Source organism: Pantoea sp. BR_17 (genome assembly GCF_041955125.1).
Lineage (GTDB): Bacteria > Pseudomonadota > Gammaproteobacteria > Enterobacterales > Enterobacteriaceae > Pantoea > Pantoea stewartii.
In genome coordinates this window covers 777,451-802,990 of record NZ_JAVAXT010000001.1, presented here as the reverse complement: position 1 = coordinate 802,990, position 25,540 = coordinate 777,451, and the positions used below count along the sequence as shown (strand labels likewise).

Sequence of the window (25,540 nt, the reverse complement as noted above, 5' to 3'; positions counted from 1 at the left end):
GAGAGCGTCAGGCTGGCTTCATTCTGTTCCAGTGGATGAGCCTCATGCGGTCTTGATTTGATATTCATCAGCATTCTCCAGGGAAGATAAGCGATAGCTCAACGCTGCGGTGCGCCAGAAAAGGTGTGCTTTTTCGTCGGCAGACATGTGTTCAGCCAGCCGTTTGCAGGCGTTCCAGAACACGCCATAGCTGAACATGCCTTTGTCGACCGGGAAATTGCTGGCAAACATACAGCGTGTGACGCCGAACGTTTCGACCAGCGTTTCAAACAGTGGCCGCCAGGCGAGAGAGAGCGTCAGCGAGTCCGGTGGTGTGGCGTTTTGTGCGAAGGGAAAGCCCATGACAGTCATGCCAAAGCCGCTGATCTTCATGCTGACGTTTGGTCGTTCAGCCAGAGCGGTAATGGCGTTTTGCCACGTCTGAAAGGCGGTATCCCTTTTGCCAGCATAAGGCCCCGTGCCGATCGGCCCACCGCAGTGGTCCACAATGATATGAAGATCGGGTAGCGCATCTGCCAGCGCAATAATGTCATCAAGCTGGGTGTGATAAACCCAGACATCCAGCGAGAGTCCGTTCCGGACAAGGCAGGCTGCGCCTTTGCGAAATGCGGTAGTGGTGGCAAGGCCAGCAGGCGGTGTGACAGGGCTTGATACGACGCGGGGATCACTGTGCCAGGCAAGCGGATTACGCATTCCTCGTAAACGTCCACCTGAGCGCGCCATCATGAGTTCAATGACGGGTTGCAGGTCATCTCCTGCCAGCAGACTGGCACCACCTACAATCGCTTCGCAGCCTGCTGCCTTACCATAATGGCCACTGTCAAACATAGCGGCAGCGCCGCTCGCGAACTCAACCTCACCCACGGGCCTGAAAGCTTCAGGTCCGTTACAGCGCAGCATGGAACGGCACTGCACATAAACCGTTGACAGAACCCGGTGTCCGGACTGCTCAATATCGTGGCTGAACTCAGTAACCAGATAACGTCCTGACTGACGATCCCATAAGTGGTGATGAGCATCCACTATCGTTAGATCGGGCATCAACGCGTTTTCGTGATGCCGTGCCAGCCAGTTTTCTCTGACAGGCAAATGCGGTGCGTTAACTGTCTCCATCGCTTCCCCTTATGCTTTATAACCGAACCCAATCTGACGTTGCTGACAGGGCCCGGGAACCAGTCTGCACGCAATGCGAGGTTTACAGAGTAAAACTGTGTTTTACAGAATAAATTGACTATAGAGTCATCGCCCAGCGTCAAGCCAGCAAAAAGAGGATGTTAATTGTGTAAATAAGATGTTAATCACAAATAGCCTGTCTGAACGTCAAAGCCGTGTTTTTAGCGCGTTGTTACCGCGCAATGTGTACGGGTCAATCAGTACACGTGATAACCCTGTCAGCTGCAGGTTTAAGGCAGAACATCGCGAAGGAGCGCCTGCGTCGGGCATAAAGGGAGAACCGACACTTCCGGGGTCATTACGATGCTGATAGCTACACGCGTCTGGCTGGAATACTGTATTTAACCGGAGGGTTATGTCATGCCGCATACTTATGAACGGTTAAGACGGGATAGATGGGCGTTTTTCGGTAATGGAAACGGCAAGAAAGCGAATCGATGAAATCGATAGTGCACCGGTTAACCTCATCGTGCAACGCAGCGAATGTGTTAAGACTGCCGCAACGTTCAGTTCGTGCGCCAGATCGTGTCTGTCAGGTTATCTGTGGGATCATTTGACCCGTCCCCGAAAAACCCAGAAAGCCCAGCTATTGTAGGCCAGTGTCAGGGGCATAATGATGGCGATGCCTGCCAACAAGAAATACTGACTAGAGGCACCTGACGAGGCGTCAGACAGCGTTAACGTACCAGGAATCAGCCATGGATACATGCCGGTCATCAGGGTGATAAACGTGAACGTCACCATCAGCAGCGCAAAAATTAACGGCGATAAAGCGGCGTTACTTTTCAACTTCACGACCAGCCCTGCCCAGCAGAGTGCGACAAGCGCGAGGCTTATTTTCCCGGGAAGCGTTGAGAGGGCTTTCTGCCAGGGGGCAGGTAAATACGCTATGTTAAAAATGAAAAACAGGAAAGTCAGCCCCAGTAACCACCCACTCAGTTGCCTCGCACGTATGTTTGCCTGATCGCCCACGCGCCAGCGTATCCAGCAACAGGCCAGCAGGCTGTTAATCCATACCATGCCCAGGCCACTGATTAATGCATATCCCGACAGCCAGCTAAATTCGGTTTGACCCGGTAAACCGCTCACCAGTAAGCCGGCCATGTAGCCCTGCAAAAAACCGGCCGCAAACGATGCGATAAAAAGGACGAAATCAAGCCAGCGCTTAACGCGAGATGAAGCCTGCCCGCGGTATTCCAGCGCCAGCGCACGGCCAAAGAGGGAGAAAAACATCAGAAACAGCGGAACATAGATAGCATTAAAGATCCGACTGTAGGCCGCGGGAAATAACGCTAAAAGCGCACCCGCAGTCAGGACAAGCCAGGTTTCATTAGCATCCCACACAGGCAGGATGGACTGGACCAGGCGGCGGCGATCCTGCTCATTATCAAAAAAAAGAATAACGGAACCGACGCCCAGATCGGTTCCGTCCAGCAAGAGGTAGATGAGTAACGAAAAGGCTACCGTGGCGGCGGACAGATCATCGAGACTCATGAAGAGGCCTCCGTGCTGATTTCGTCGCTGAGCGCATGACTGTCGAAAGAATTAACGAGGCGTAAGAAATAATAGATTCCCAGGCCAAAGACCAGAGAATACACCCCGATGATGCCGGTGAAAGAGAAGATGACGGTCGATAAGGAAAGGGGAGCAATACTTTGGTCGGTACGTAATAACCCGTAGATCGTCCAGGGCTGACGGCCCACCTCAGTCACGATCCAGCCTGCGAGCAGGGCAATAAAGCCAGCGGGCGTCAGGCCCACAACCCACTTCATCAACCGGCGCGGCCACAGCGCGCGCCGGTAACGCAGCCAGAGCGCGGTCAGGCTGGTCACAAAAATAATGAGCCCCATACCTACCATCACGCGGAAGGCAAAAAAGACCGGCCAGACCGGCGGCTGTTGATCAGGCTGGAATTCGCTCAGGCTTTTAATGTGCCCGGTGAGGTTATGGCGCAAATAAAGTGAGGCCACTGTCGGAATCGCCACTTCTGTGTGGTTAACCTGCGCTTTTTGATCGGGCAGGGCGAAAAGGCGTAAAGGCTCCCCCTCACCCTGAAGCGGCCTGCGCCAGCTGCCTTCAATTGCAGCCAGTTTAGCAGGCTGGTAGTCACGGGTTTTTTCGCCCTGCAGATCGCCCGTTACGATTTGCAGCGGCATAGCAATCAGCAGCAGCCAGAGGGACCATGACATCACACATTTCGCGGCAAGGTCGGCGGGTTGCTTAAGTAACCGCCATGCACTGGCCCCGGCAGTCACGCAAAAACTCGCAATAAGAGAGGCCAGCACCATATGCGTAAACCGCAGTGGAAACGAGGGAGAGAAGACGATGCTTATCCAGCTCCTGGCATGGAAAATGCCATGCTCATCGCGGAGATAGCCAACAGGGGTTTGCATCCAGGAGTTGGCGGCAAGGATCCAGAATGCGCTGAGGAAAGCCCCTAACGCGACCAGGCAGGTTACAATGAAGTGCAGTTTTGGGTTTATTTTACCCATACCAAATAACATCACGCCGGTCAGGCCTGACTCCTGGAAAAACGCCACCAGGATTTCATAAAACATCAGCGGGCCCATGACGCCACCCACTTTATGAGCAAAGGGGCTCCAGTTGGTACCAAACTGGAATTCCATGACTACACCCGAGACGGCACCCACTGCAACCGTGAGCGAAAAGACACGCATCCAGAACTGAAGCGCCTGCCAGTGGTGTGAACGGCGGTAGCGTAACCAGGCTCCTTCCAGCAAAACAATGATCAGGCCAAGCCCCAGGGTAAACGCCGCCAGCACAATGTGCATGCCTATCGTCAACGCAAACTGCGCGCGCGATAGCAAGAGTACGATTTCGGATTCAGGCATCAGCTTGGCTGACCACGGTAACGGCTGACACCGTTTCCAGACGATTGTCGGCTCTCCTGGCCCGACGCGCACATGTCTTGCCGGGCCGGTCTTATCCCCCGCCATAACGTATCGTCTTTCATTAACCTGATGATGTGCTCATCAGCCCGTCCTGCCATCTGCGCCGTTTTTGAGGCATGAACGATGACTAACACCACCGGATTAAACGCCCCGGACGGAATCGTTACCTGCGGCTCAAAGCGCCGTAACCGCTTCTGCACGGCATTGCGCACACCAGGCAGATGCGGGGCGTTGACTGGCTGCGCATAAATCGATGTGTGACTATCGGCCTTGTCCGTGACAGGACGCAGGAAACCCTGTCGATGTCTGCTTTCCCGCAACCAGACAGAGCATCTGCTTGCCGTATGCCCGGTGCGGGCAAATTCCGCGCCAGGTCTGGCGGTTCGGCGATAAGAATGTCGCTGGACAGGCCGCCTGTTCAGGGGGCAGGGGGTAACACGGCCGACGCCTGACGGCTGTTCCGCATCGCAGACAGAGGAGTATGTTTCCATCGTATTCGCCTTTCTGACCAGCAGGCCCGCGCGCTGAAAGGGTGACTCGCTGTTGCGCATAAACGGACCGGGTAATTTACTCAACGTTGTTTTTAAATTAGCTGTCAGACGGGAATAAAGCAGGCGAACCGGCAGACTGAATGAATGAAAAGCCGCCGTCAAAGATAACAGCCAGAAAATTTTAATAACTTTAAACAGTCAGTTAGCGCAGCTGGATAGACGCTCGGGAATAATCTTAATTTTAGCCATGAGTGGGATGATCACGTTACCGCTTACCCCTGAAATAACAGGCTGCAATAAACGAAGCGCAGACGCTGATCTATTCGTTTGCCGCTGCGCTCTGAATGGTTATTCCAAATGGATTTTGATTCATAAAAGAATACATGTGCTGTAGAAAGTCAGGTAATGACAGAATTTCAACGCTACAGCTTACAACTCCTTTATCCTGTGCCAGTCCTTTTAAAATGATTTTATGCACGCATTAAACCTGTCACCGTGCAGAACGTATCAGACAGGGCCTGGCAACCGGTAAACTGAGTCGGCGAGTCATGCAGGATAGCGTTGGCGCGACTTGAGCGAGGTGACATCAGCTTCAGGCTGAATATTCACTCTGATCCTTTACCTTTATAAAAACCCGCCAAAGCGGGCCTGATAATCTGTCCTCATGCGGCCATCTTCCTGCAGTGTTCAGCACACTGGTGACAGGCTCTGGCGCAGTCCTGGCAATGGTCATGTTTGTGCTGACCACATTCATCGCTACACCGCTGACAGACCTCCGCACAGAGCTGACAAAGCGCTGACGCAAATTCGCTATTAAGCGTCATAAACTGCGCGGCAAGACGACATATATTGGCACATTGCATATCCAGTTTTATGCACGTGCGCATCATATCGACATTTTCTTCTTCAAGGCATGAGGCGGCACAATGGTCGCATGCGGCTGCACACAAATAACAAGCCTCAATACAGCTTTTGTATTCATCACGCATAATATCTCCTTAGTGAAGGTGGATTAATAAGCATGAAGAAGATGGCTGTTTATTCAAGGCTGAAATGACGCAATAACCGGTTATACAGGCTACATGGTTGACTTCCGGTGAATTATTCATGGGTGCTTAATTCCGTTATGCCGCGACGGACATAAAACGACGAGTAACGTCACAGAGGGGATGACGCCCGTGCGTCATAATCAACGCACAGGCATCATTAGCGGTTTGCTAAGCCCGCATTTTTATACGACGGATCTGTTCCCGCGTAAGGGCGTCCCGACTGCCCACTTTTGTTTACGCCGGCCGGAACCCGCGGCGGTCAGCGATTAAGGAATTATGCGGGCAGCTCTGAACTGTCTGAACAGACGGAAGAACATCTCATCTGTTGCCTGCATGCCCCGAAATCCTGCACGGCGCAGCTTACTGCCATCGCCGAACATGTCGTAATCCCAGCGAAAAACAAAGTCTGCGAACTGCCCGTCGTTCAGCTTCAGAATGTCAGATTCTGCCAGACGCTTGCTCAGCGCAAGTTCACGCCAGACTGCGCGGTAATCTTTGAACATACGCTCAAACGACACTCTCACGGGCGGTGCGCATTCAACCTCAAACCAACGCGCAATCAACGGCCAGAGTTCAGCCCAGCGCCAGACATCGCCGTTGTTGACGTTGAACGCCTGGTTTGAGGCAGCGGGTGAGGTGGCTGCCCAGAGCGTTGCATCAGCGAGTAAACCTGCATCCGTAAAATCAACGATGCTGCCCCAGGTCTGCGGTGATCCAGGAAAACGGAGCGGGAGATTCAGCGACTGACAAAGTGAAGCATACAGCGCGATGCTCAGTGCAAGATTCATGGTATTACCGGGCACGTTACTGCCTACTACGCCCGGCCTGACAGCATTCCATCGCCATAACCGTCCACGTTGATAATCGCTGAGCCACGTCAGTTGAGCCGCATTGAATTCAGCGCCAGCAACGCCAGGATCGCTTTCACGCGCAGGCGTTTTAAAGGGACCAAGATGTGCGCCATACACTTTATAACCCTGCATCAGGCTTACCGTTTTTAACGATGCCACGGTATCAATGTTGGACACCAGATTACGCAGCATGGTGACGTTGGGTTCCACCATTTCGGCCCAGGTGGCCGCGTTAAGCCAGGCACTGTAAAAAATATGCGTGACATGCGTTAACGGCTGCAGCGCACGTGCGGCCTGCCCGGCATCCCGTAAATCTACGGTGACAACGGGTAGGTTTTGGAGATGCGGCGATGGGTTACGGCTCAGGCCAATCACCTCCCAGTCATTTTGCAGCAGCGTGTTAACGAGCTGACGCCCGACAATGCCACTGGCTCCCGCGACCAGCGCGACGTTTTTCGTTTGCAGCGTATTCATGCATTTTCTCCAGATAAGGTGACGGGAGAGAGTGTGATATATTCATTTTTTTGCGCATATCCCCCTTAACTGATGGCACTTATAAGTGAAATCATTAAATGAACAACAAGCTTAACGCGATGGCGACGTTCCTGCGGGTCGCTGAGGCAGGCTCCTTTTCCGCCGCTGCGCGCCAGATCGGCATGAAACAGTCTGCCGTGAGTCAGCAGATTGCCGCACTGGAAGCAGAACTGGGTGTGGTGTTATTTCGCCGGACAACGCGCGTTATGATGCTCACTGAGCAGGGAGAGAGGTACAGACGCGACATCAAACCTTTGCTGGATGCCATACGGGAAGCAGAGAGGGCGCTCAATCCCGGGGATCAGCAGTGGCAGGGCACGGTGCGCGTGCAGTTGCCCAGCGGCTTAGGGCGCCTTTTTCTTCCCCATCTTCTGGCGCTCCAGAAATCGCACGCCGGATTACATCTTGAGCTTTTACTTGATGATCGTATTGCCGACCTGGTCAGTGAAGGGGTAGATGTTGCGGTGCGGCTGGCGGGCAAACCGCCAGACTTACATGCGGTACGCATGCTGGGCCGCGTGACATCCGGGCTTTATGCGGCGCCGGGATTTAAACAAATTCATTCAGTTGATGAGCTGACGCAGTTGCCTCATATCCGGTTCAGCGGTCTCGCGCTGGACAGGCCTCTGCAGTTAGTTTCAGGAGAGGAGGCAATCGAATTAGAGGTGAACACCGTTTTTCGGGCCAACACCAGCGAAGGGCTCATCGCTGCTATTCAGGCAGGTATCGGGATCGGGGGCATTCAGCATCCGCTGGCAACGGAAGGGCTGGCGTCGGGGTTACTGGTTCCTGTCCTGCCGACATGGCGACTCCCGGATAGATTTCTTTATGCGATTTTTCCTGATGCACGTTTTATTCCCCCGAGCGTCAGGGGCGTTGTGGATGTGATCGCGCAGTTACTTCCTCAACTGGTGGGTATTCACAGTTAAGCCTGGTCCGTTCAGACGGGCACTGAGCGGGTCAGAAAGCGTTTTAGTCTGCGCCAGCCGCACAGCCGCACAGCCGCACAGCCGCACAGCCGCACAGCGGCGTAGCAAGATTGACAGGATCTCCCGCCATATGGTTGTATAATACAACTATATCGTAAAGGATCTACGCTGATGAACACCGCGACAAACACCATTAACACTATCCGCGTTGCATCACGTCTGATGGTGCGCGAACTGGGCTTTATGAATCAGACCCTGGCGGCAACCGATTATTCAGCGTCTGCCGTTCATACCTTACTCGAAGCAGAAGCAAAAGGGTGCGTGACCGCGTCCCAGTTGGTAGAGACACTGGGGCTTGAGAAATCCAGCGTGAGTCGCCTGCTCACTAAACTCGTCGAGGCCGGTGAGCTGGATGAAGCCCCGTCCGCGTATGATGGCAGAACGAAATACCTGCGGCTCACAGACAAGGGGATAAAGACCGTGGGGGCGATTAATCAGTATGCTGATGAGCGGGTCGCCGCTGCGCTGAGAAAGCTTGACCCTGCGCGACAGCACACTGTCTCACTGGGGTTGTCATCCTACGCCTGCGCACTCAAAGCCTGTCGTGAAAACACAGAGCTTGATGAACACAGCCATGTGAGCATCGTCACCGGCTACCATCCGGGCATGGCAGGTCGCATTACGGAGATGCATGGCCGTTACTATGCCAGAGAGCACAATTTCGGTGCCTTTTTCGAAGCAAAGGTCGCAGCGGGCCTTGCCGATTTTACGGGACGTCTCGGTAATGAAGGCAACCAGATCTGGCTGGCAGTCATGAACGATCGTATCGTTGGCTCTGTGGCCATTGATGGTGAAGATCTCGGGAACAATGAGGCGCATCTGCGCTGGTTCATTCTTGACGATGACTGCCGGGGCAGCGGCCTCGGTCGAAAACTGATGGCAATGGCGATGGCGTTTTGCGATGAGCAGAAGTTCTCTGCGGTGCAGCTATGGACCTTTAATAAGCTAACGGCGGCAAGGCGTTTATACGAGTCATTCGGGTTTGAATTATCGAAAGAGTGGGAAGGGGATCAATGGGGCAGCACGATTACGGAACAGCAATTTATCCGCAAAATCCGCTAACCGCGCCGTAAATATTCCCAGGCGGCGAAGATGCACCTGGTGGTTTGTCATTCCGCTGCGGGCACGACCCGGCGGTTAAACCTGTTTCTAAAAGGTAAGGACGCTTTCAGGAAACAGGTTTTTTTAACATGATCTTCAGGAGGCTGATGATGTCGTTTTGTTCATTTTTTTCTAACCTGTTCAGAAAATGGGAATCAACGCGTTCAGCTATCGGTGCCGCAGTTTTAAGCATCTCTTCGCCCTGAACCGTCAGCGTAATAAATCTACGACGTTTGTCTTTTTTTCCCTCTGCACGATTGATCAGTCCCTTACGTTCCATTCGAACAAGCAGTTCTGCCAGCGTAGCCTTTGAACTCAACGCCGCCTCCATTAAGTCCAGTTGTTCGATTCCTGGTTGAGCATGAACGGCTGACAGAACAGCGAACTGCTGCTTTGTCAGAAAGGGCATCTTTTCCTGCCATAAGGCGGTATGTTCCTGAAGAAGTTTCCGTGTCAGATGAAAGAAAAGGTTGCTCAAGTCTTTGTGCATTAAGGTTTATTCCTGATTTTTTACCCGCTGTGTCCCGCTAATGTTAAATCATTATTCCCTCCGTTCAACATTCTTTGTCGGCAGACATAAAAGATAACGCTGATAATAGTAACTATAGAAATCAATTGACTTTCAGGGCGTGCCTGGCGTACCGTCAATTTCATTCGTGCACGAACATTATTTTAATGAGGCAGTCAGATGAGAATTGTCATCGGTATGACGGGAGCCACAGGCGCGCCTTTAGGGGTTGCGCTGCTCAGAGTTTTACAGGAAATCAGCGAGGTTGAAACGCATCTGATTTTGAGCAAGTGGGCTAAAACCACAATTGAACTCGAAACGCCTTTTTCATCGCGTGAGGTGATGAATATGGCTGATGTCGTGCACGGTCCTGCCGACCAGGCCGCTACCCTCTCGTCAGGCTCTTTTCACACCGATGGGATGGTGATTATTCCCTGCAGTATGAAAACGTTAGCTGGCATTCGCATCGGATACGCGGAAGGGCTCATTGGACGGGCTGCTGACGTCATCATTAAAGAAGGCAGAAAACTTGTCCTGGTTCCCAGAGAGACGCCTCTCAGTCCTCTTCATCTTGAAAATATGCTGGCCCTCTCCCGTCTTGGCGTCGCTATGGTTCCGCCAATGCCTGCTTTTTATAACCACCCCAAAACTATTGATGATGTGATCGATCATGTCGTCGCCCGCGTTCTCGACCAGTTTGGAATTGCCTCGCCAAAGGCAAATCGCTGGAAAGGCCTCAACTAGTCTTTAAAAATTTCTGAGTATGGAGAGTGAATAATGGCGTTTGATGACCTACGTAGTTTCCTGAAGGCGCTGGACGAACAGGGCCAGCTTCTTGAAATTGATGAAGAGGTGTTGCCCGAACCGGATATCGCCGCCGCGGCAAATGCGACAGGGCGAATGGGTGAAGGCGCACCGGCCCTCTCGTTTAAAAAAATTAAGGGTTACCATCATGCTCATGTCGTGATGAACACCATCGGTTCCTGGCAAAACCATGCCATTTCGCTGGGCCTCCCACTAAATACACCAGTGAAACAGCAGATAGACGAATTCATTCGCCGCTGGGAAACGTTTCCTGTGGCTCCTGAAAGGCGCGCCAATGCGCCCTGGTCAGAAAATACCGTTGAGGGTGAAGAGATCAACCTCTTCGACATCCTTCCACTGTTTCGCTTAAACGATGGCGATGGCGGTTTCTATCTTGATAAGGCCTGCGTAGTTTCACGTGACCCACTTGACCCGGAACATTTCGGGAAGCAAAACGTTGGCATTTACCGGATGGAGGTGAAAGGTAAACGCAAACTCGGGCTGCAGCCCGTGCCGATGCACGATATTGCACTTCATCTTCACAAAGCGGAAGAACGTGGCGAAGATTTGCCCGTGGCTATCTCGCTGGGCAATGACCCCGTTATCACGCTGATGGGAGCCACGCCGCTGAAGTACGATCAGTCAGAATATGAAATGGCAGGTGCACTACGCGAAAGCCCGTACCCCATCGCGACGGCCCCTTTGACAGGCTTTGATGTGCCATGGGGATCGGAAGTCATTCTTGAAGGCGTGATTGAGGGCCGCAAACGTGAGATTGAAGGACCGTTTGGCGAATTTACCGGTCACTATTCCGGTGGTCGCAAGATGACGGTTGTGCGGATTGATAAAGTCTCCTACCGCACTAAGCCCATATTCGAATCCTTGTATCTGGGCATGCCCTGGACCGAAATTGACTATCTGATAGGCCCGGCAACCTGCGTCCCTCTGTATCAACAATTGAAAGCGGATTTCCCCGAGGTGCAGGCTGTAAACGCCATGTACACGCACGGTTTACTGGCCATTATTTCTACTAAGAAACGCTATGGTGGGTTTGCCCGTGCGGTAGGGCTACGGGCGATGACGACGCCGCATGGTCTGGGCTACGTCAAGATGGTGATCATGGTCGATGAAGATGTCGATCCCTTTAACCTGCCTCAGGTGATATGGGCCCTGTCTTCCAAGGTCAATCCACAAGGCGATCTCGTTCAGTTGCCAAACATGTCCGTACTGGAACTGGACCCGGGCTCTAGTCCCGCAGGGATAACAGATAAACTTGTGATCGATGCGACGACACCGGTCGCACCCGATATACGCGGCCACTACAGTCAGCCGGTAAAAGACCTGCCAGAAACATCACTCTGGGTTGAGAAGTTAACGGCCCTGTTATCAAACCGCGGTTAAGGAGAGAGTATGATTTGTCCACGTTGTGCTGATGAGCACATTGAAATGATGGCAACATCGCCTGTTGAGGGTGTATGGACGGTACAGCAGTGTCAGCATTGCCTGTACACATGGCGCAGCACAGAGCCGGCCAGAAGAACGGAGCGGGAACATTATCCTGACGCTTTCCGGATGACCCAACATGATATTGATACGGCGCCGGAAGTCCCGTCTGTACCTCCTCTGTTAACCCGGTAATTTCCTTTATGGCGGGCCCAGGCCCGCTATGAATGATTTGCCACGTTAAACCTGCTTCATTTCTGTTACTGAATCAAAAAATTATTTGATGACATGACGTTGTACTGCGGTGATATTAAGTGGGTGAAATTAATAATCGGCAGGCGCAAGCAGTAAGCTTAGGGCACGTTAACAGTAATCGTCACCGGGGCCGGTGTCAGCTTCACACGGCAGTAACGATCACAGGAATATAAAGCGGCTGGTTCACATGACTAAATTAAAAAAGGACTATTCTGCTGTGGGGTTACCGTGTAGCTGACGTAGACCAAAAGGGTGCCCGAAGGCTTTCCAGCCTGAGGGGGTTATCTTCAGCGCTCTGAATTTACCCAGACGACTCAGCCATCTCCATGAGATAAAAGCCCCCAGAAGAGCGGAACCGAGTGGACCTGAAAGGTGATACTGACGCTCGGTCAAGTCGAGGCACATACGATAATTCCCTTCCCATTGTTCCGGAATTTCTGTTCCCTGTTGTTCTAACCAACGAGCCCTGTGTCTGTCAGCACATCGCGCTGGCTTTCCCCGCTGGCAATCAGTCCACGGTTAAGCATCCCTTTTCGTGAGTCATCTGCGTTTCTGGCTTTTTGACAAACAGCCTGGGCTCTCTTCAGCCCGGCGGGCAATCCAGGGGAGACTCAAATGATAAAAACCTTGCAAAGGCAGTTGAGATGTTCGCCCGCTCAGGGAGGTCTGGTCAAACCTCAGAAAGCTTTTAAAATCGTCCACCTGCTATATCCTTAAGTGTTTCTAATGCCTTCCGGAGTCATGCCTTCTTGAATCAGTTACCCGATAACGTATCTTCCCCGCTGATGCGGACATCGCTTGGCCGTAGCCTGGCTGTATTTTTACTCGTTACGGCCCTGTCGGTTGTCGGTATTAACGCGTGGTCTCTCTGGAATGACTGGCGCCTCAAACTTTCTGAGCGGGAGGAAGGCGCGCGTAATCTTTCCGTCTCACTTGCCAGGCAGGCCGAAGACGCGTTTCTTCAGGTGGACATCACTCTTAGCGACGCAGTGAGGCAACTTACGCTGAACGGACCGGAGTATGCTTCCACGTCAGCATTTAAAGCGCAAATCCACGAGCAGCAGGGAAAGCTTCCCCAACTGCACGGTTTGTTTATCTATGACAAACAAGGTAACTGGGTCGCGACGTCAGGCAGCTTCGTGCCGGTAAAGGCAACTAATGCTGACCGGGACTATTTTATCTGGCACCGCACGCATGCTGATACAGGGATTCATATCAGTCACGTAATCCGAAGCCGCTCAACGGGCGATTTGGTCATACCGGTATCGGTCCGGCTGAATGATGCCGCCGGCAATTTTGCAGGGGTTGCGCTGGCGACCGTGAAGGTGGACTATTTTCGGCAGTTCTACAGTTACTACAGCCTGGGCAAGCGGGATATGCTGGCGCTTATCCTTGCCGACACGTCCGTGCTTTACATTCGTCCTTTACCCGATTCCTATATCAACCGCAGCCTTTCCTCAAGCCCGCTGTTCAGGAGCGTGCTTAAAAATTCTGACAGCGGCAGTGCGTCATGGCGCTCTGCGCTTGACGGTGTGGAGCGGATATTTGGTTATGCCCGGCTGGAGCGGCAGCCTGTCCATAACGCGAAGACCAATATTCCTGTCCGTAAGTTCGGTGGGAAGGCTTGAAAAGCATTTAAGGCCGACAGGTACAACTTCTTCAGGACATACCCACATCCCGACCTCACCTGTAGGTTCAAAACCTGCGGTAGGCAGTTCATACCTGAAAATCTGTCCGAGGTTAAACCGCGAAAGCCATGTCTGCTCTATGCAGGCTATAGCCGATGAGCTGATCATATTACCCATCCACAATTCTCTGTCCTCGCGTGTGGTTTCCGCGACAGGCCAATAAACAATGCGAGGGCATTCGCGTGGAAACAGATACAAAAGCTCATAAGCTTCGGCGGTAGCCCATATGAGTGAACCGTTCAGCCATTCCTGCCCTGCCGGTCTGTCAACACGAACCTTTAAGGGGCGAGGTCTGAAGACAGCGATGTCGGGATTATCACTGAAATGAAACAGGCGCATTCAGAAGTCCATTTAAAGTAGACGATGTATGATGAATTCATCATTCTATGTTGGAAAAGTTTTATTTAGATGAATACGTCAATGACGGTTTAAGCCACAACTTCTGAAAGATGTGCTGCATTTGCCGTGAGAAATTGTGCTGCTACGTCCAGATCCTCTTGTGCAATGCCTGAGTAACTAAACTGAACTTCAGTCTGGGTCCGTCAGCAGCTCACTGCCGCCGCCGCGAGCTACGCCGTTGGCTACGAGAGCCCGTCGCAGTTTAATCGCGAGTTCAAACGGCTGTTTGGCCTGCTACCGGCAGAAGAGATAAAGCGTATGCAACGTAATTTCGCCTTTCCGCCTTTGCAGCAAAACTCTGCATTTGTGTCATCGCACTGAAGCTGTGATGGCATCGCTGACGAGATGCAAAATGAGCAGGTAGAAAACCGCTCTTTTTCTGATTTATCACTCATATTTAAGCCGTGCTAATACCGGTAGATAACCGTATCATCAATCCGCCCCAGACTATCGAGGCGTTCGTTAACCAGTCTGGCTTCGGGTTTGAAACCGCACTTTAACGCAACAGACTGACTGCGTACGTTACGTCCTGCCGTACGAATTTCGATTCGCTTTGCCTGAAAAAAATCGGCGGCCATGTTTGTGACCAGCTTACAAGCTTCAGACATAATGCCTTTACCCCACATATCAGTAGCGAGCCAATAGCCGATTTCATAATAAGGAATCGCGCGATTCCTGATAAATAAGCTAATACAGCCTGAGAGGTTATCTGACTGACGATCAATGATTAAAAACTTATATTCAACGTTGTCATTCAGGAAATTCCCGGCCGCCTCCGCCATATTTTTCTCAACAGCATTCAGAGAGTGAAAACCGGGAGACCAGAGCAGGAATTCATGATGAAGGGAACTAAATGCATTCAGTTTTTGCTGCATTTCTTCCGTACGACTCATGTCCGGGGCGATCAGATAAAAGGTTTCATGCTGCCGAAAATTAAGGGGAATATCATCCAGGTACATAACTCATCTCCTGAACTCAGATTAATTTTCTTTCTTATCACAAGCGATGAAGATCTGCATCCGCTTCAGATAACAGGTTGGGCAACCTCCACGCCGGACACCGCGTCAACAACCCGCTCACAGCGGAAAGACGCTCGCGCATCGCCAAAAACCGCCGCACTATCCTGCATCTACCTCACATAACCGTGCCGCTTCCCCATCCAAATGCGATCTCCGGCCTCACGAATGTTATATAACTGTAAGTATTAATCGAATAACGTTGTCACCTGGCGCGTTAACGCGTTGTCTGTTTACTGGAGAAACCTGCTATGACGCGCGCTGTTTCTTTTTTGGTTGCTGGAGTGCTGCTGAGTCCGTTCGCCCATGCGGCCCCGCTTTACTACACGATTTCCACGCCTGACACGGCAATAGGGCTGTCATGGCGTGCCTTTGGCGGGATGTCGCATGCGAAACTGACGGGCGTGACCGGCGAGGTGACGCTGAACCCGGAGAATGAGCTGGATAATCATGTCCGGGTCACCATTCCGGTTTCCACGCTAATCGCCTCAAACAATCTGCTGACCTATCAGCTTAAAAGCAGCATGTTTTTTGATGCGCCGCGCTATCCCAACATCGTCTTTACCAGCACCCGCATCGTGGCGCGCGGCAACGGTAAATACCGGCTTTTTGGTGCGTTAGCGGTGAAGGACGTCCAGCGACCGGTGATCCTTGACGCGACGATGGAAGAGCATGATCGCACCGCAGAGACTGGCGACAGGATCTCGCTGCATGCGATGACCACGATCTCGCGCTCGGCCTACCATATGGATCGCTTTACCTCGCTGGTGGATGACAGGGTGACCATTACTATCGATATTCAGGCAGAGGCCAGCCATGTTCCCTGAACGCGCCTGGCCTAACTGCCGCGTGGTGGTCAGGCGTTAAGCGCGGTTTTCAGGGCACTGGCGCTGGCGGATAACTCCCCGGCCGGATTGCGGCCAATCAGAACAAACTGGTAGCCGCGGTGATGCCACCACACCAGGCGCATATCATGGCGCTGTTCGCGCTCAAGCCCGGTTGAGGTCGGATGCGCATCGGGGGAAATGCACAGCGCCATCGGTCCATATTCCGCATGGATCCAGGCAATCTGCGCAATTGACGTACTGTCATAGCGTAGCATGCGCACCATTTTTAACTCTGCGTCGGGCAGCGTGAGCTGCTGCGTATTCAGATGCAGACCGATATCCTGTGCCGTGCGGGCCAGGCCATGCTGCAAGGCGGCAGGGGAGTTATCGGCATCCAGCAGGGTTTCTGCGCTGTAGAGCGACATGTACTGCGCTTCAAGATCGCGAATCTTCTCACTCTCACTCAGCGCGGTTTTGCCGGGGCGCGCCAGATAACCCAGTCCCGAGCCGATCAGCAGAAAACTCAGCGAGGCGGCGATCAGTGAACGACGACTGACGCCCGTAGTGGACGTCATTTTGGGTTCAGGCGTGGGGGGAGCTGAGAGCGCATCCAGCTGGCGCCGCATGTTGGCTTCCGGGGCTTTGTCCAGTAGCGGCGCAAAGGCCGCCTCAAAGTCGAGCTGGCTTTTCATCAGTTCATCAATGCGCTCAGCCAGATCAGAATCCGTCTCCAGCAGCGCTTCGAGCCTGCGCGCGTCAGCCGGATCCATCTCGCCATCCAGCCAGGCGACCAGGGCTTCGTCGCTGTACGGAGGCGTAAATTGCGACGTGTTCATGAGCGTTTCTCCTTTGCGGCATCCCTATCATCAAACGACCTGGCCAGCGCCGAACGCGCGGTGGCCAGCCTGCTCATGATGGTGCCGACAGGCACGACCAGCGTCTCTGCGGCTTCCTGATAGGTAAAGCCTTCTACATAGACCAGAAACACGGTATTACGCTGGGCTTCCGGTAGCGCACTGACGCGCTGCATGATTTTCTGAAAATACAGGCGTTTTTCATCACGTTCCTGCGCGTCCGGGGCCAGCAGTTCGTCACTGTCAACAAAGCCCTGTCCCAGCCGCACGCGGCGGGCGCGCAGATCAGAAATCCAGATGGAGTGAAGGATCGTGAACAGCCAGCGATCGATGCGCGTGCCGGGCGTATACTGCGCGCTCTTTTCGAGCGCGCGAACGCAGGTCGACTGTACCAGTTCTTCGGCAACGTCGTGGTTTCGGGACAGCACCAGGCCGTAGCGCCACAGGCGCGTCAGATGGGCAGCAAGCTGTTGACGAACTTCGCTGGTCGTAATATCACTGTCCTCGCATTGCGTATCAGGATTCCGGATGGCCAGCAATGGCGGCCTGCAAATCACGATACTCCTCGCAGCCCGTTCCGCACAGGCGGGCGAGAGTATTTAACTGCGCTTTCGCCAGGTCGGGACGACCTTTAATCAGCCACGCTTCGCCGAGATATTCACGTACTTTGGCATAGCGTGGATTGAGCGCCAGCGAACGCTGATAATACCCGATACCTTCATCGGTTCGCCCGAGTTTTCGGGTGGCATAGCCGCGGTAATTCCAGGCTTCGGCGGTGTCAGGCTGTTTCAGCTTATCCAGCAGCGTCAGCGCGGCCTGGTACTCGCCTTTTTTCGCCAGATGATAGGCATAACGGGTTTTGTCTTCGTCAGTCAGACGCGCCGATTTATCGGGGACGCACTGTTTACGCTTGCTGTCATAAACCTGCCCATGCGGACAGTCCGGGATCGTACTGTTGGTGCTGTCATCCCCTGCGGCCAGCGCGGGTGCGGTGTGGATAACCAGCAGCAGCGCCGGAATCCATAGTTTACGGCCTGTATTATGCAGTATCGATGCAATGTTTTTCATGGCAGAGCTCCAGTTAACGGAAGGGGCGAACGGGCAGCATGCGACGCAGCACGTTATCGCGGAAAACAAAGTGATGAAGCAGGTCGGCCAGGGCATGAAACGCGGCCAGAACGATCAGCGCCCAGGCGATGGTGTTATGCCATTCCCTCAATGAATGTTTAAACAGGGGATCGACATGGACCCGCCCGCTCAGCCCGAAGAGACCGAAAAAGTGAAACGGCTCCTGCTGTGCCCAGCGGAACAGAAAGCCCAATACAACCTGTGTGAACAGCAACAGACAGCGCGCGCCGTGCACGCAGTGAGACAGAATGGATGCCGTACGGGATATCGACGCCGCAGGCAGGGCATAACGCAGCGAGCATTGACTCATCACCCGCCAGACCGGACGAACCACCATCACCATCACCAGCGCCAGCAAAATACCGCAGGACATGTGCACTGACTGTAAGCCTTTCCTGAGCGGCGTGCCGCGCTCCAGCCATTGCCAGATGTGGGCGCTGGCGAATAAAAAGAGGAGGCTGGCGGCGGTGATCCAGTGCAGCGCCAGAGTCAGCCGGTCATCGTGCTGTCGGGGTTTTACGGGTTGAGCATGAATCATGACATGGGTTCTCTCGTTCAGGTTTCTGCTGAGTAAACGTGCGTCCTGCGATTTCTATTCACTCTTTTTTTCGCAACCCGTTGGCAGGGTCCGCCTTGCTCAAAAGCGTGGACAGAATGCGGCGAAGTCGATTGACGAAACCCTGTTGGTGTTTTAATGATGTAAGACTGTTTACAGGCGGCAGTGAAAAGCGAATCCGACTTTTGAGGCGCGCGTAACGATGACGATACCGGTATGTATTCCCGACGATTATCAACTGGCTACGGCAGGACTGGACTGCCTGAAACGCCATCCGGCCTTTCACTGTACCGCTGTTGGGGATATCCATTGCGATCCCGCCGCCGCTGAAGCGCTGGCAAGTGCTCAGGCCCTGATCCTGATTCGCGAGCGCACCACCATTGACGAGGCGTTTTTACAGCGTACGCCCCAACTGAAGCTGATCAGCCAGACCGGCAAGATCGCCCGCAATATCGATCTTGCAGCCTGTTCCCGGGCTGGCGTGGCGGTGGTGGAAGGCGTGGGTTCGCCCGTTGCGCCGGCAGAGCTGACATGGCTGTTAATCATGGCGGCCCGCAGGAAGTTCGTACAGGCCGTTAACGCCATGCGTGCCGGACACTGGCAGGCAGAACTGGGGCAGGGTGTACACAAACAGACGTTAGGGATTCTGGGCTACGGTAAAATCGGCAAGCGCATTGCGGCTTACGCCCGCGCGTTTGGCATGCAGGTGCAGATTTGGGGCAGCGATCGCGCCCGACAGGAAGCGCAGCAAGAAGGCTTAATCGTGCCAGCCAGCCGTGAGGCGTTTTTTGCGACCAGCGATGTGATAACTGTTCATCAGCGCCTGGTGGCCGCCACCGAGGGCAACATCACGCTGAGCGACCTGGTGCAGATGAAGCCCGATGCGTTGTTTGTGAACACCAGCCGGGCAGAGCTGGTGGCAGAGGGCGCCTTGCTGAGCGCGCTCCGGCAGGGCCGTCCGGGATTTGCCGCGCTGGATGTCTTTGAGACAGAGCCCCTTTACGATCCGGCGCATCCAGTGTTATCGATGCCCAACGTACTTTGCACGCCCCACATCGGCTATGTTGAAAAGGACAGTTACACGCTTTATTTCAGCACCGCGTTTGACAATGTGGTGCGTTTTTTCCAGGGTGACACAAGCCACGTGATCAACCCTGAGGCGCTGGGTTAAACGCAATTTGCTGCGCTAAACCGCTAAGTGGACGCAGTGTCAATACGTACGGGTGTTCAGGGAAAAGATAACACGTTTAAGAAAGCTAAACAGAAAGCCGGAAAGTGATAAAGCCATCCGCTGATCCGTTTAACTATCGCCAGGTTTGTCATCGAGTCCACTCGTATTCACGGCTCACATACCCGAGCGCAGAGGGTAGGAAATGTTTTAATGGCCTGAAGCAGAAGCGTCGCGTTTACTGAGCGAGCCGTTATCTGCCTGCTCCGCTTTAAATACCCCGGGTGACGTCACTCACCCTCGCGAATAAGGCATAAAAAAATGAAGATGGAAAATATCCCTTTTGGCACAACCGACTGGTCACAGATCGAGGAAGAACGCCATGAAGGTGAATGCGGCTTCGCGCTCTGGCGTGTGGCAAAGTTTGGCGCTATCCGGGTGAGAATGGTTGAGTACTCTCCGGGTTATGTCGCCGATCACTGGTGTTTAAAAGGTCACATTCTTCTGTGCCTGAAAGGCGAAATGACCACGGAACTGGACGATGGACGAGTGTTTGTCCTGACGCCTGGCATGAGCTATCAGGTGGCGGACAATGCCGAAGCGCATCGCTCGACGACAACGCAGGGCGCAACGCTGTTTATCGTTGATTGAAGGGAGGTAGGGTGATTTTCTTGTTGTACGCCAGTAAAGGGGGAAGCGCGTTTTTTAAACGTGAGACCGGTTGTTGAAATAATGCGCCAGAACCCGGCATGGAGCACGACAGGTGATGGCCTGCGTCATTAATCATGTGCTGAGTCAGACAAACAATATAAACAGGTCTGAAATATCGTGATGATTTCATCAGACGAAAATGAAAAGGACTATCATGTTCTACCTGTCAGAAATAAATAAAGATGACGCTGCGTTAGCCTGCCTGGTAAGTGAACTTGATGCGTTTCAACGCGCGCTTTATCCTGCAGAAAGTCATCATTGCCTGGACCTTTCCACCGTCAGTAATAAGAAACTGCGCTGCGTCATTGCGCGTGATGCTAATGGGTTGCCCGCTGGTTGTGGCACTTTACTTCTTCAGGACGGCAACGTAGGCGAAATTAAACGGGTTTACATTCGTCCAGAATATCGGGGACGCCAACTCGGCGAGCAAATTCTGGCCTCACTTGAAAAATTCGCGTCAGAGAACAGCTGTTATCAGCTACGCCTTGAAACCGGCATTCATCAACAGCCCGCTATAGCGCTGTATCGTCGCTGCGGCTACAGGCTTTGTGAGGCTTTCCCTCCCTATATCAGCGATCCTTTAAGCGTGTATATGTGCAAGGACCTGTAGCAGTACGGCTTACACTTCATACCTCCGCTTTTATAACGCGCGGTGACATCTTGAGCGTTTGTCGAGGGAGCTGCGTTGCAACTGAGGGTAAATAATTCAGGAAAGACGGTGCAGTAACCGGTTTGTAACCCCGTCATGTTTGCCTGTAAAGGCGGTCGTTTCCCTCTGCCAGGGTAACGTCTGCTGCTCTGGCACTGTTTCTAATACAAGGTTCGCGAGGAAGGTGTCGCTTGTCTGACGCATGAATGTTTGCGCGGTGGCAGAAGCGGACGTTTCTGACCTGCTTATGTAGTTGTTTGGGGCGCGCAGTCTGCTCACCCTGTCCCGGTTGCCTTGCTCACCCTCGCTCTGCGTCTATGCTTTTTCATTTAAGCTTTACAGGTAAAGTAAAATGCTTCCTTCTTCCGATCCTCAGATGTTGCTGCTGCTCTACTTTGTTTTGCCTGTCTGGCTTATTGCTGGGTTTGCGGACTGGCTTTGTCACAGAGCCACTGATATCGAAACCACCACCGGTCTGAAAGAAACCTATATTCATATTCTGATGTTTCTGGAGATGGGCCTGCCCTTACTCGCGGCCCTCTTTTTAGAGGTAAACGCGTTAGTCATTGCGTTTATGATAGTGCTGTTTTTCTGCCATGAGGCAACAGCGCTGTGGGATGTGACTTATGCTGTGACCGCAAGGCGGGTCTCACCGGTTGAGCAGCATGTGCACAGTTTTTTGGAAATGCTACCTTTAGTGGCGCTTCTGCTGGTGGTTTCCCGTCACTGGCCGCAGTTTTTGGCACTGTTTGGTTTCGGTGAAGAATCTGCACGATTTGAACTTAAACTCAGAACAGACCCGTTGCCAGGCCACTATATCGTGGCTGTGCTTACAGGAATAGTGATGCTTGAATTGCTGCCTTACCTTGAAGAGTACTGGCGCGGCAAAAAAGCAAAACAGCGCACACGAAACATCTGACCTGCCATCTGATACATCAGTCGTCCTGATGCACTAAGCGACGTCCGCTCAGACGCTTAAAGCCGTCGTTTGTTTAATCCTGCCTTGTCGGTATCCGGGGTGCCGATAAGCGTGGCGCAACCGTTATGACGCCGACGTGTTTCGTTGCGCTTCAGGGGGAATTTCACTGGGGTTCATGTGGGGTGCAAAGAGGAGCGGGAAGTCACAGTGTAAGGAAGATGAGCAGCAATGCGCGCGCTTTATGTTTGAAAAATGCCCGGTCAGCACGGGAGTCAAGGTGCTCATACCGCTATTGATGACGATGCCGCACGGAGTCTTGATGTAGTCAAATCTGGAAGCGTAATGCGCCCACAGGGAGGGATGATCCACATGCTGCTGCTCGGGGGCAGGCGCCTGGCGCAAGCAGAGACAATGCCGTGTCATCGTCAGCCACGGCAGGCTTCGGTTTACCCGACTGTCAGCGAATGCTGCCGGTCTGGAAATGGCGACTAACGCAAATCATAAGGGTAATAGTCGGCCCGGTGAGCCGGTAATGTCTGTTTATTCAGTTCGGTCCAGGGCGTCTTCTGACCGTGAAGAAACACGCTACAGGATCGGACAGGCCGGAGGCAGGGAAGAGCAGGGGAAGTCAGGTGCGGGGGCTGTCTGGCAGACATTATGCCTGTAAAAAAAGCCCGTCGGCATAAACGCGACGGGCCAGCCCGAAGGCGATAAGTATCTTTCTGACAACAACCACATCCATCAGAGTTAACTCGCACTTCATGACAGGCATATTTCAGCCCACGTCAGGTTTCGGCTTCTCCGTTGTTTCTTTTGCGGCCTGACGGGAAAGGCAGTGAATAAAGTTTCCCAGTATGGCGACCGAACTGACGATACCCAGCAGATCTGCCGTGAGCAGCAAATCAGTTCGCGCCAGGCGATCAATAAGACCGGACTGTGCCAGAAAGGGCTCAATATCCTTAACCATTCGCAGCAGATGATGGAGATTGTTGGCAAAGGTATCCGGGCTGCTGTAGTCACCGCTTTTCAGTTGCGTAAAAAGTACATCAACATCTGCTTTTAGTCTCAGGACGAGAGTCATGTACTCGATGTCACCCTTTTCAGACACGGAATGCCTCCACCATGCCGCGCAGGGCATGCGCCTGCTCAGAGAGGGAGCGGGATGCCGACGATGACTCCTCGACCAGCGCCGCGTTGTTCTGCGTCACGCCGTCCATCTGGCTCACCGCCACGCTGACCTGCGAAATCCCCTGCATCTGCTCCGACGAGGCCAGCGCAATCGTGTCCATGGATTCGGCCAGTTCACCGACCATATCCACGATTTTCAGGATGCTCTGCCCGGTGCCAGTGGCAACCTCCACGCCGCTTTCCACCTGGCTCACGGCCTGTTCAATCAGGGCCTTGATGTCCTTCGCTGCCGTGGCGCTGCGCTGCGCCAGCGTACGGACCTCACCGGCCACCACGGCGAAGCCGCGACCTTCCTCCCCGGCGCGCGCCGCTTCAACGGCGGCGTTCAGCGCCAGGATATTGGTCTGGAACGCAATGCTCTCAATCACCGATGTAATATCCCGGACCTTCAGTGCACTTGCCTGAATGTTATGCATCGTCTCCGTCATGTCAGTGACCTTTGCCTTGTCAGCGTCGACCGTGCGCGCGGTTTCGCGGGCGGACTCCGCAGTCTGCTGCGCACCGGCAGTGTTGCTCTTCACTGTGGCGGTCAGCTGCTCCATGCTGGCGGCGGTTTCCTGCAGCGCGGCGGCCTGTTCTTCGGTGCGGGAAGAGAGTTCGGTGTTCCCCTGAGCAATTTCGTCGGCGGCCAGGGCCACGGAGGCGGCGGCATCCTTGATCTGCGACACCAGGCCGCGCAGGTTGGCCTGCATGCTGTCCAGCGAGGCCAGCATGCTGGTTGTGTCGTTGCGGCGAAGGACGACAGGGGTGGTCAGGTCACCTGCGGCGATGCTGGCAGCCAGCGTCTGCGCCTGAGCGGGCTCACCGCCGAGCTGACGCATCAGCAGCCGGGTAATGAAAACACCGGTGCCTGCCGCAACAAGCACGGATGCGACAGCGAGCAACATCAGGATGAATGAGGCATGTGCGATGGCGGCACTGTTTTGTTCTCCGGATGTGACGCTAACCTTCTTCTGTATTTTTACCAGGTCAGTAAGGGCGCTGAGCATCCTGTCCTGAACCGGATTGACCTCTTTTGCAAGATAGGCAATAAAGGCCTTGTCCTGATTGGCGAGTCCGAGCTGTCTGGCATTTTCAAAAACGGTAAAAAAAGCGTTCTGAGCGTCGTTCAGTCTTTTCAGCGCTTCCTGACCCGCTGGCGTTGAGTCTGCTTCCATGATCTGATGCATTTCTGCAAGGCTGGTCAGAAAGTCGGCTTTACTCTTCTGCATAAGTACATCAGCAGGTTTCATGTCTTCAGGAGTGCTGAGCAGGCCGAGTGTCCTCACCGAGATGGCCATGTCTTTCAGTTCACTGAGCATGAGGGTGGCAAGCTGGCTTTTTTTCATTTTGTAACGAACAACATCATCCAGGCTTTCACGCGCTTTAATGAGGGCATGAAGCGCAGTGCCAGTACATATGGCAGACAGGAGGATAAGAAGGCCGAAACCGGCGGCAAGGCGGGTGGAAATTTTCATGCGCTCTCTCTTTTAAGTTGTTATTTTGCTGTGTTTTTAGTTACTAACTACAATTTACTATCGGCACACCGCTCCGCTTGCTCCACACTTGTTTTGTTAAATTAATATTTCACTTTCCATCCGCAGCCGTCCGACACAGGACTGAGCGGACGTCGCTGGGCGGCGTGCTTTAGCGGATCACGCCTTCGCCTGATGCTGTGCTCTTTAACCCTTCTGCGTTCGTTTTCCGGGGACTGAACCCTCTCTGTACGTTAATGCCTGTGCCACATTTGGCGCGTCGAAAATGTTGGCGCACTGTAGGCTGAGCGCTGTCCTGCTCCCCGCCAGCATCTGACAGGCTGTCTGGCCGGACACCGGAAGGTTAAGCGTGCGTCCGAAGCGGGCGGCAGCCTGGCTGGAGCTCATGGACAGACGAGAGGAGGGCGCAGTGCATAAATTCGGCAGAAGCGGCTGGCAATGCTATCAGCAGGCGCGTCGCCTGATTAACATCTTTACTGACGCTCAGCAGACTGCAAACTTTCGCCACCTATGTCTGCGCAAAACGCGGCAGTGTGGGGTAGTCACCGTTATGAAGGAGTGATGATGCGTATTCGCGGAGCATTGATCCGTGTGATTGGCTGATGCAAACGCGATCGTTTATGAATCTGACCCGGAAGGTGGGTTTACAGAGTAAAAGGCGGTTTAAAACGACGCAACCCAGGCCGCTTTACGTCCGATAGTCGAGTTTCATTATCATTAAACCTGCTCTGCTAACGGGCGCAGAGCAGGTGATCAATCATCACACAGACAATGTAAGCGACTTTCGGCGTGCATCCCGGGCACATTGCTTTTCTGCTGCGGAAAACCAGCTTACCTGCAAAAAAGTGTAAG

The 25,540-nt window shown here is 53.4% G+C and carries 26 protein-coding genes and 1 pseudogene; 12 read left to right on the top strand and 15 right to left on the bottom strand.

Features of this window, described 5'->3' with window-relative positions; translation table 11 throughout:
* Window positions 1–42 precede the first annotated feature (42 nt).
* The 6 genes from RAC60_RS03665 to RAC60_RS03640 all read right to left on the bottom strand — a co-directional run bounded on the left by RAC60_RS03665 (window position 43) and on the right by RAC60_RS03640 (window position 6,950).
* Window positions 43–1,113, bottom strand: a complete 1,071-nt coding sequence (locus RAC60_RS03665; RefSeq protein ID WP_375092661.1) for an amidohydrolase family protein — start codon at window positions 1,111–1,113, stop codon at window positions 43–45.
* Window positions 1,114–1,722: 609 nt separating this feature from the next.
* On the bottom strand, window positions 1,723–2,667 hold the full coding sequence (locus tag RAC60_RS03660; RefSeq protein WP_375092659.1) for a cytochrome d ubiquinol oxidase subunit II: 945 nt from the start codon (window positions 2,665–2,667) through the stop codon (window positions 1,723–1,725).
* Window positions 2,664–4,025, bottom strand: a complete 1,362-nt coding sequence (locus RAC60_RS03655) for a cytochrome ubiquinol oxidase subunit I (protein ID WP_375092657.1) — start codon at window positions 4,023–4,025, stop codon at window positions 2,664–2,666. The genes RAC60_RS03660 and RAC60_RS03655 overlap by 4 nt, the downstream gene beginning before the upstream one ends.
* Complete coding sequence (locus RAC60_RS03650; RefSeq protein WP_375092656.1) at window positions 4,025–4,576, bottom strand: DUF1641 domain-containing protein; 552 nt, start codon at window positions 4,574–4,576, stop codon at window positions 4,025–4,027. Before RAC60_RS03650 ends, RAC60_RS03655 begins: the two co-directional genes overlap by 1 nt.
* Window positions 4,577–5,238: 662 nt before the next feature.
* A complete protein-coding gene (locus tag RAC60_RS03645; protein WP_110267640.1) occupies window positions 5,239–5,565 on the bottom strand; it encodes a four-helix bundle copper-binding protein in 327 nt (108 codons plus the stop codon).
* A 326-nt stretch (window positions 5,566–5,891) separates the two neighbouring features.
* On the bottom strand, window positions 5,892–6,950 hold the full coding sequence (locus tag RAC60_RS03640; protein WP_375092655.1) for an SDR family oxidoreductase: 1,059 nt from the start codon (window positions 6,948–6,950) through the stop codon (window positions 5,892–5,894).
* Between the two features lie 98 nt (window positions 6,951–7,048).
* Here RAC60_RS03640 and RAC60_RS03635 point away from each other — a divergent pair, with 98 nt between their 5' ends.
* On the top strand, window positions 7,049–7,939 hold the full coding sequence (locus tag RAC60_RS03635; protein WP_375092654.1) for a LysR family transcriptional regulator: 891 nt from the start codon (window positions 7,049–7,051) through the stop codon (window positions 7,937–7,939).
* A gap of 171 nt (window positions 7,940–8,110) precedes the next feature.
* The gene (locus RAC60_RS03630) at window positions 8,111–9,061 is read left to right on the top strand and encodes a GNAT family N-acetyltransferase (RefSeq protein WP_375092652.1); all 951 of its coding nucleotides are present in this window, start codon (window positions 8,111–8,113) and stop codon (window positions 9,059–9,061) included.
* A 106-nt stretch (window positions 9,062–9,167) separates the two neighbouring features.
* Here RAC60_RS03630 and RAC60_RS03625 read toward each other — a convergent pair whose 3' ends face one another.
* On the bottom strand, window positions 9,168–9,590 hold the full coding sequence (locus RAC60_RS03625) for a MarR family winged helix-turn-helix transcriptional regulator (RefSeq protein ID WP_110267637.1): 423 nt from the start codon (window positions 9,588–9,590) through the stop codon (window positions 9,168–9,170).
* Window positions 9,591–9,788: 198 nt separating this feature from the next.
* Here RAC60_RS03625 and RAC60_RS03620 point away from each other — a divergent pair, with 198 nt between their 5' ends.
* The 4 genes from RAC60_RS03620 (at window position 9,789) to RAC60_RS03605 (ending at window position 13,738) form a co-directional block, all read left to right on the top strand.
* On the top strand, window positions 9,789–10,352 hold the full coding sequence (locus RAC60_RS03620; RefSeq protein WP_033738417.1) for a non-oxidative hydroxyarylic acid decarboxylases subunit B: 564 nt from the start codon (window positions 9,789–9,791) through the stop codon (window positions 10,350–10,352).
* A 33-nt stretch (window positions 10,353–10,385) separates the two neighbouring features.
* Window positions 10,386–11,813 carry a non-oxidative hydroxyarylic acid decarboxylases subunit C gene (locus RAC60_RS03615; RefSeq protein ID WP_375092651.1) on the top strand — a complete coding sequence of 476 codons (1,428 nt, stop codon included), beginning with the start codon at window positions 10,386–10,388 and terminating at the stop codon, window positions 11,811–11,813.
* A 9-nt stretch (window positions 11,814–11,822) separates the two neighbouring features.
* Window positions 11,823–12,050: a non-oxidative hydroxyarylic acid decarboxylases subunit D gene (locus RAC60_RS03610; RefSeq protein ID WP_072021682.1), complete on the top strand. Its 228-nt coding sequence runs from the start codon at window positions 11,823–11,825 to the stop codon at window positions 12,048–12,050.
* A gap of 809 nt (window positions 12,051–12,859) precedes the next feature.
* The gene (locus RAC60_RS03605) at window positions 12,860–13,738 is read left to right on the top strand and encodes a hypothetical protein (RefSeq protein ID WP_375092650.1); all 879 of its coding nucleotides are present in this window, start codon (window positions 12,860–12,862) and stop codon (window positions 13,736–13,738) included.
* Here RAC60_RS03605 and RAC60_RS03600 read toward each other — a convergent pair.
* Window positions 13,619–14,137 (bottom strand): DUF6886 family protein, encoded by a 519-nt coding sequence (locus RAC60_RS03600; RefSeq protein WP_375092649.1) that lies wholly within the window; start codon window positions 14,135–14,137, stop codon window positions 13,619–13,621. The two genes, RAC60_RS03605 and RAC60_RS03600, sit on opposite strands and share 120 nt — an antisense overlap.
* A gap of 198 nt (window positions 14,138–14,335) precedes the next feature.
* Between RAC60_RS03600 and RAC60_RS03595 the strand changes: the two are divergent.
* Window positions 14,336–14,518: pseudogene (locus tag RAC60_RS03595) on the top strand (helix-turn-helix domain-containing protein); the annotation flags it as partial.
* Between the two features lie 86 nt (window positions 14,519–14,604).
* Here the strand turns inward: RAC60_RS03595 and RAC60_RS03590 are convergent.
* Entirely contained in the window at window positions 14,605–15,156 is a 552-nt protein-coding gene (locus tag RAC60_RS03590; RefSeq protein ID WP_205950052.1) for a GNAT family N-acetyltransferase, read from the bottom strand.
* Window positions 15,157–15,464: 308 nt separating this feature from the next.
* Between RAC60_RS03590 and RAC60_RS03585 the strand changes: the two genes are divergently transcribed.
* Window positions 15,465–16,040 (top strand): YceI family protein, encoded by a 576-nt coding sequence (locus tag RAC60_RS03585; protein ID WP_375092647.1) that lies wholly within the window; start codon window positions 15,465–15,467, stop codon window positions 16,038–16,040.
* Between the two features lie 29 nt (window positions 16,041–16,069).
* Here the strand turns inward: RAC60_RS03585 and RAC60_RS03580 are convergent, their stop codons facing one another.
* The 4 genes from RAC60_RS03580 to RAC60_RS03565 are packed head-to-tail and all read right to left on the bottom strand — an operon-like array spanning window position 16,070 to window position 18,560.
* On the bottom strand, window positions 16,070–16,876 hold the full coding sequence (locus RAC60_RS03580) for an anti-sigma factor (protein WP_058702771.1): 807 nt from the start codon (window positions 16,874–16,876) through the stop codon (window positions 16,070–16,072).
* Complete coding sequence (locus RAC60_RS03575; RefSeq protein ID WP_375092683.1) at window positions 16,873–17,430, bottom strand: sigma-70 family RNA polymerase sigma factor; 558 nt, start codon at window positions 17,428–17,430, stop codon at window positions 16,873–16,875. The genes RAC60_RS03580 and RAC60_RS03575 overlap by 4 nt, the downstream gene beginning before the upstream one ends.
* Window positions 17,411–17,962, bottom strand: coding sequence for a tetratricopeptide repeat protein (locus RAC60_RS03570; protein ID WP_039340843.1), 552 nt, complete (start codon window positions 17,960–17,962; stop codon window positions 17,411–17,413). Before RAC60_RS03570 ends, RAC60_RS03575 begins: the two co-directional genes overlap by 20 nt.
* 13 nt (window positions 17,963–17,975) lie before the next feature.
* Window positions 17,976–18,560 (bottom strand): cytochrome b, encoded by a 585-nt coding sequence (locus RAC60_RS03565; protein ID WP_284181312.1) that lies wholly within the window; start codon window positions 18,558–18,560, stop codon window positions 17,976–17,978.
* 220 nt (window positions 18,561–18,780) lie between these two features.
* On the opposite strand from RAC60_RS03565, the gene RAC60_RS03560 reads away from it, so the two are divergent.
* The 4 genes from RAC60_RS03560 to RAC60_RS03545 all read left to right on the top strand — a co-directional run bounded on the left by RAC60_RS03560 (window position 18,781) and on the right by RAC60_RS03545 (window position 22,025).
* On the top strand, window positions 18,781–19,749 hold the full coding sequence (locus tag RAC60_RS03560; RefSeq protein ID WP_375092646.1) for a D-2-hydroxyacid dehydrogenase family protein: 969 nt from the start codon (window positions 18,781–18,783) through the stop codon (window positions 19,747–19,749).
* A gap of 318 nt (window positions 19,750–20,067) precedes the next feature.
* A complete protein-coding gene (locus tag RAC60_RS03555; protein WP_039340834.1) occupies window positions 20,068–20,397 on the top strand; it encodes a DHCW motif cupin fold protein in 330 nt (109 codons plus the stop codon).
* Between the two features lie 214 nt (window positions 20,398–20,611).
* The gene (locus RAC60_RS03550) at window positions 20,612–21,067 is read left to right on the top strand and encodes a GNAT family N-acetyltransferase (RefSeq protein WP_033738395.1); all 456 of its coding nucleotides are present in this window, start codon (window positions 20,612–20,614) and stop codon (window positions 21,065–21,067) included.
* 391 nt (window positions 21,068–21,458) lie between these two features.
* On the top strand, window positions 21,459–22,025 hold the full coding sequence (locus RAC60_RS03545) for a hypothetical protein (protein WP_033738394.1): 567 nt from the start codon (window positions 21,459–21,461) through the stop codon (window positions 22,023–22,025).
* A 775-nt stretch (window positions 22,026–22,800) separates the two neighbouring features.
* On the opposite strand, the gene RAC60_RS03540 is transcribed toward RAC60_RS03545, so the two are convergent.
* Both RAC60_RS03540 and RAC60_RS03535 read right to left on the bottom strand, forming a co-directional pair.
* Window positions 22,801–23,106 carry a hypothetical protein gene (locus tag RAC60_RS03540; protein ID WP_283787110.1) on the bottom strand — a complete coding sequence of 102 codons (306 nt, stop codon included), beginning with the start codon at window positions 23,104–23,106 and terminating at the stop codon, window positions 22,801–22,803.
* 19 nt (window positions 23,107–23,125) lie between these two features.
* On the bottom strand, window positions 23,126–24,670 hold the full coding sequence (locus RAC60_RS03535) for a methyl-accepting chemotaxis protein (RefSeq protein WP_324028530.1): 1,545 nt from the start codon (window positions 24,668–24,670) through the stop codon (window positions 23,126–23,128).
* Between the last annotated feature and the right edge of the window lie 870 nt (window positions 24,671–25,540).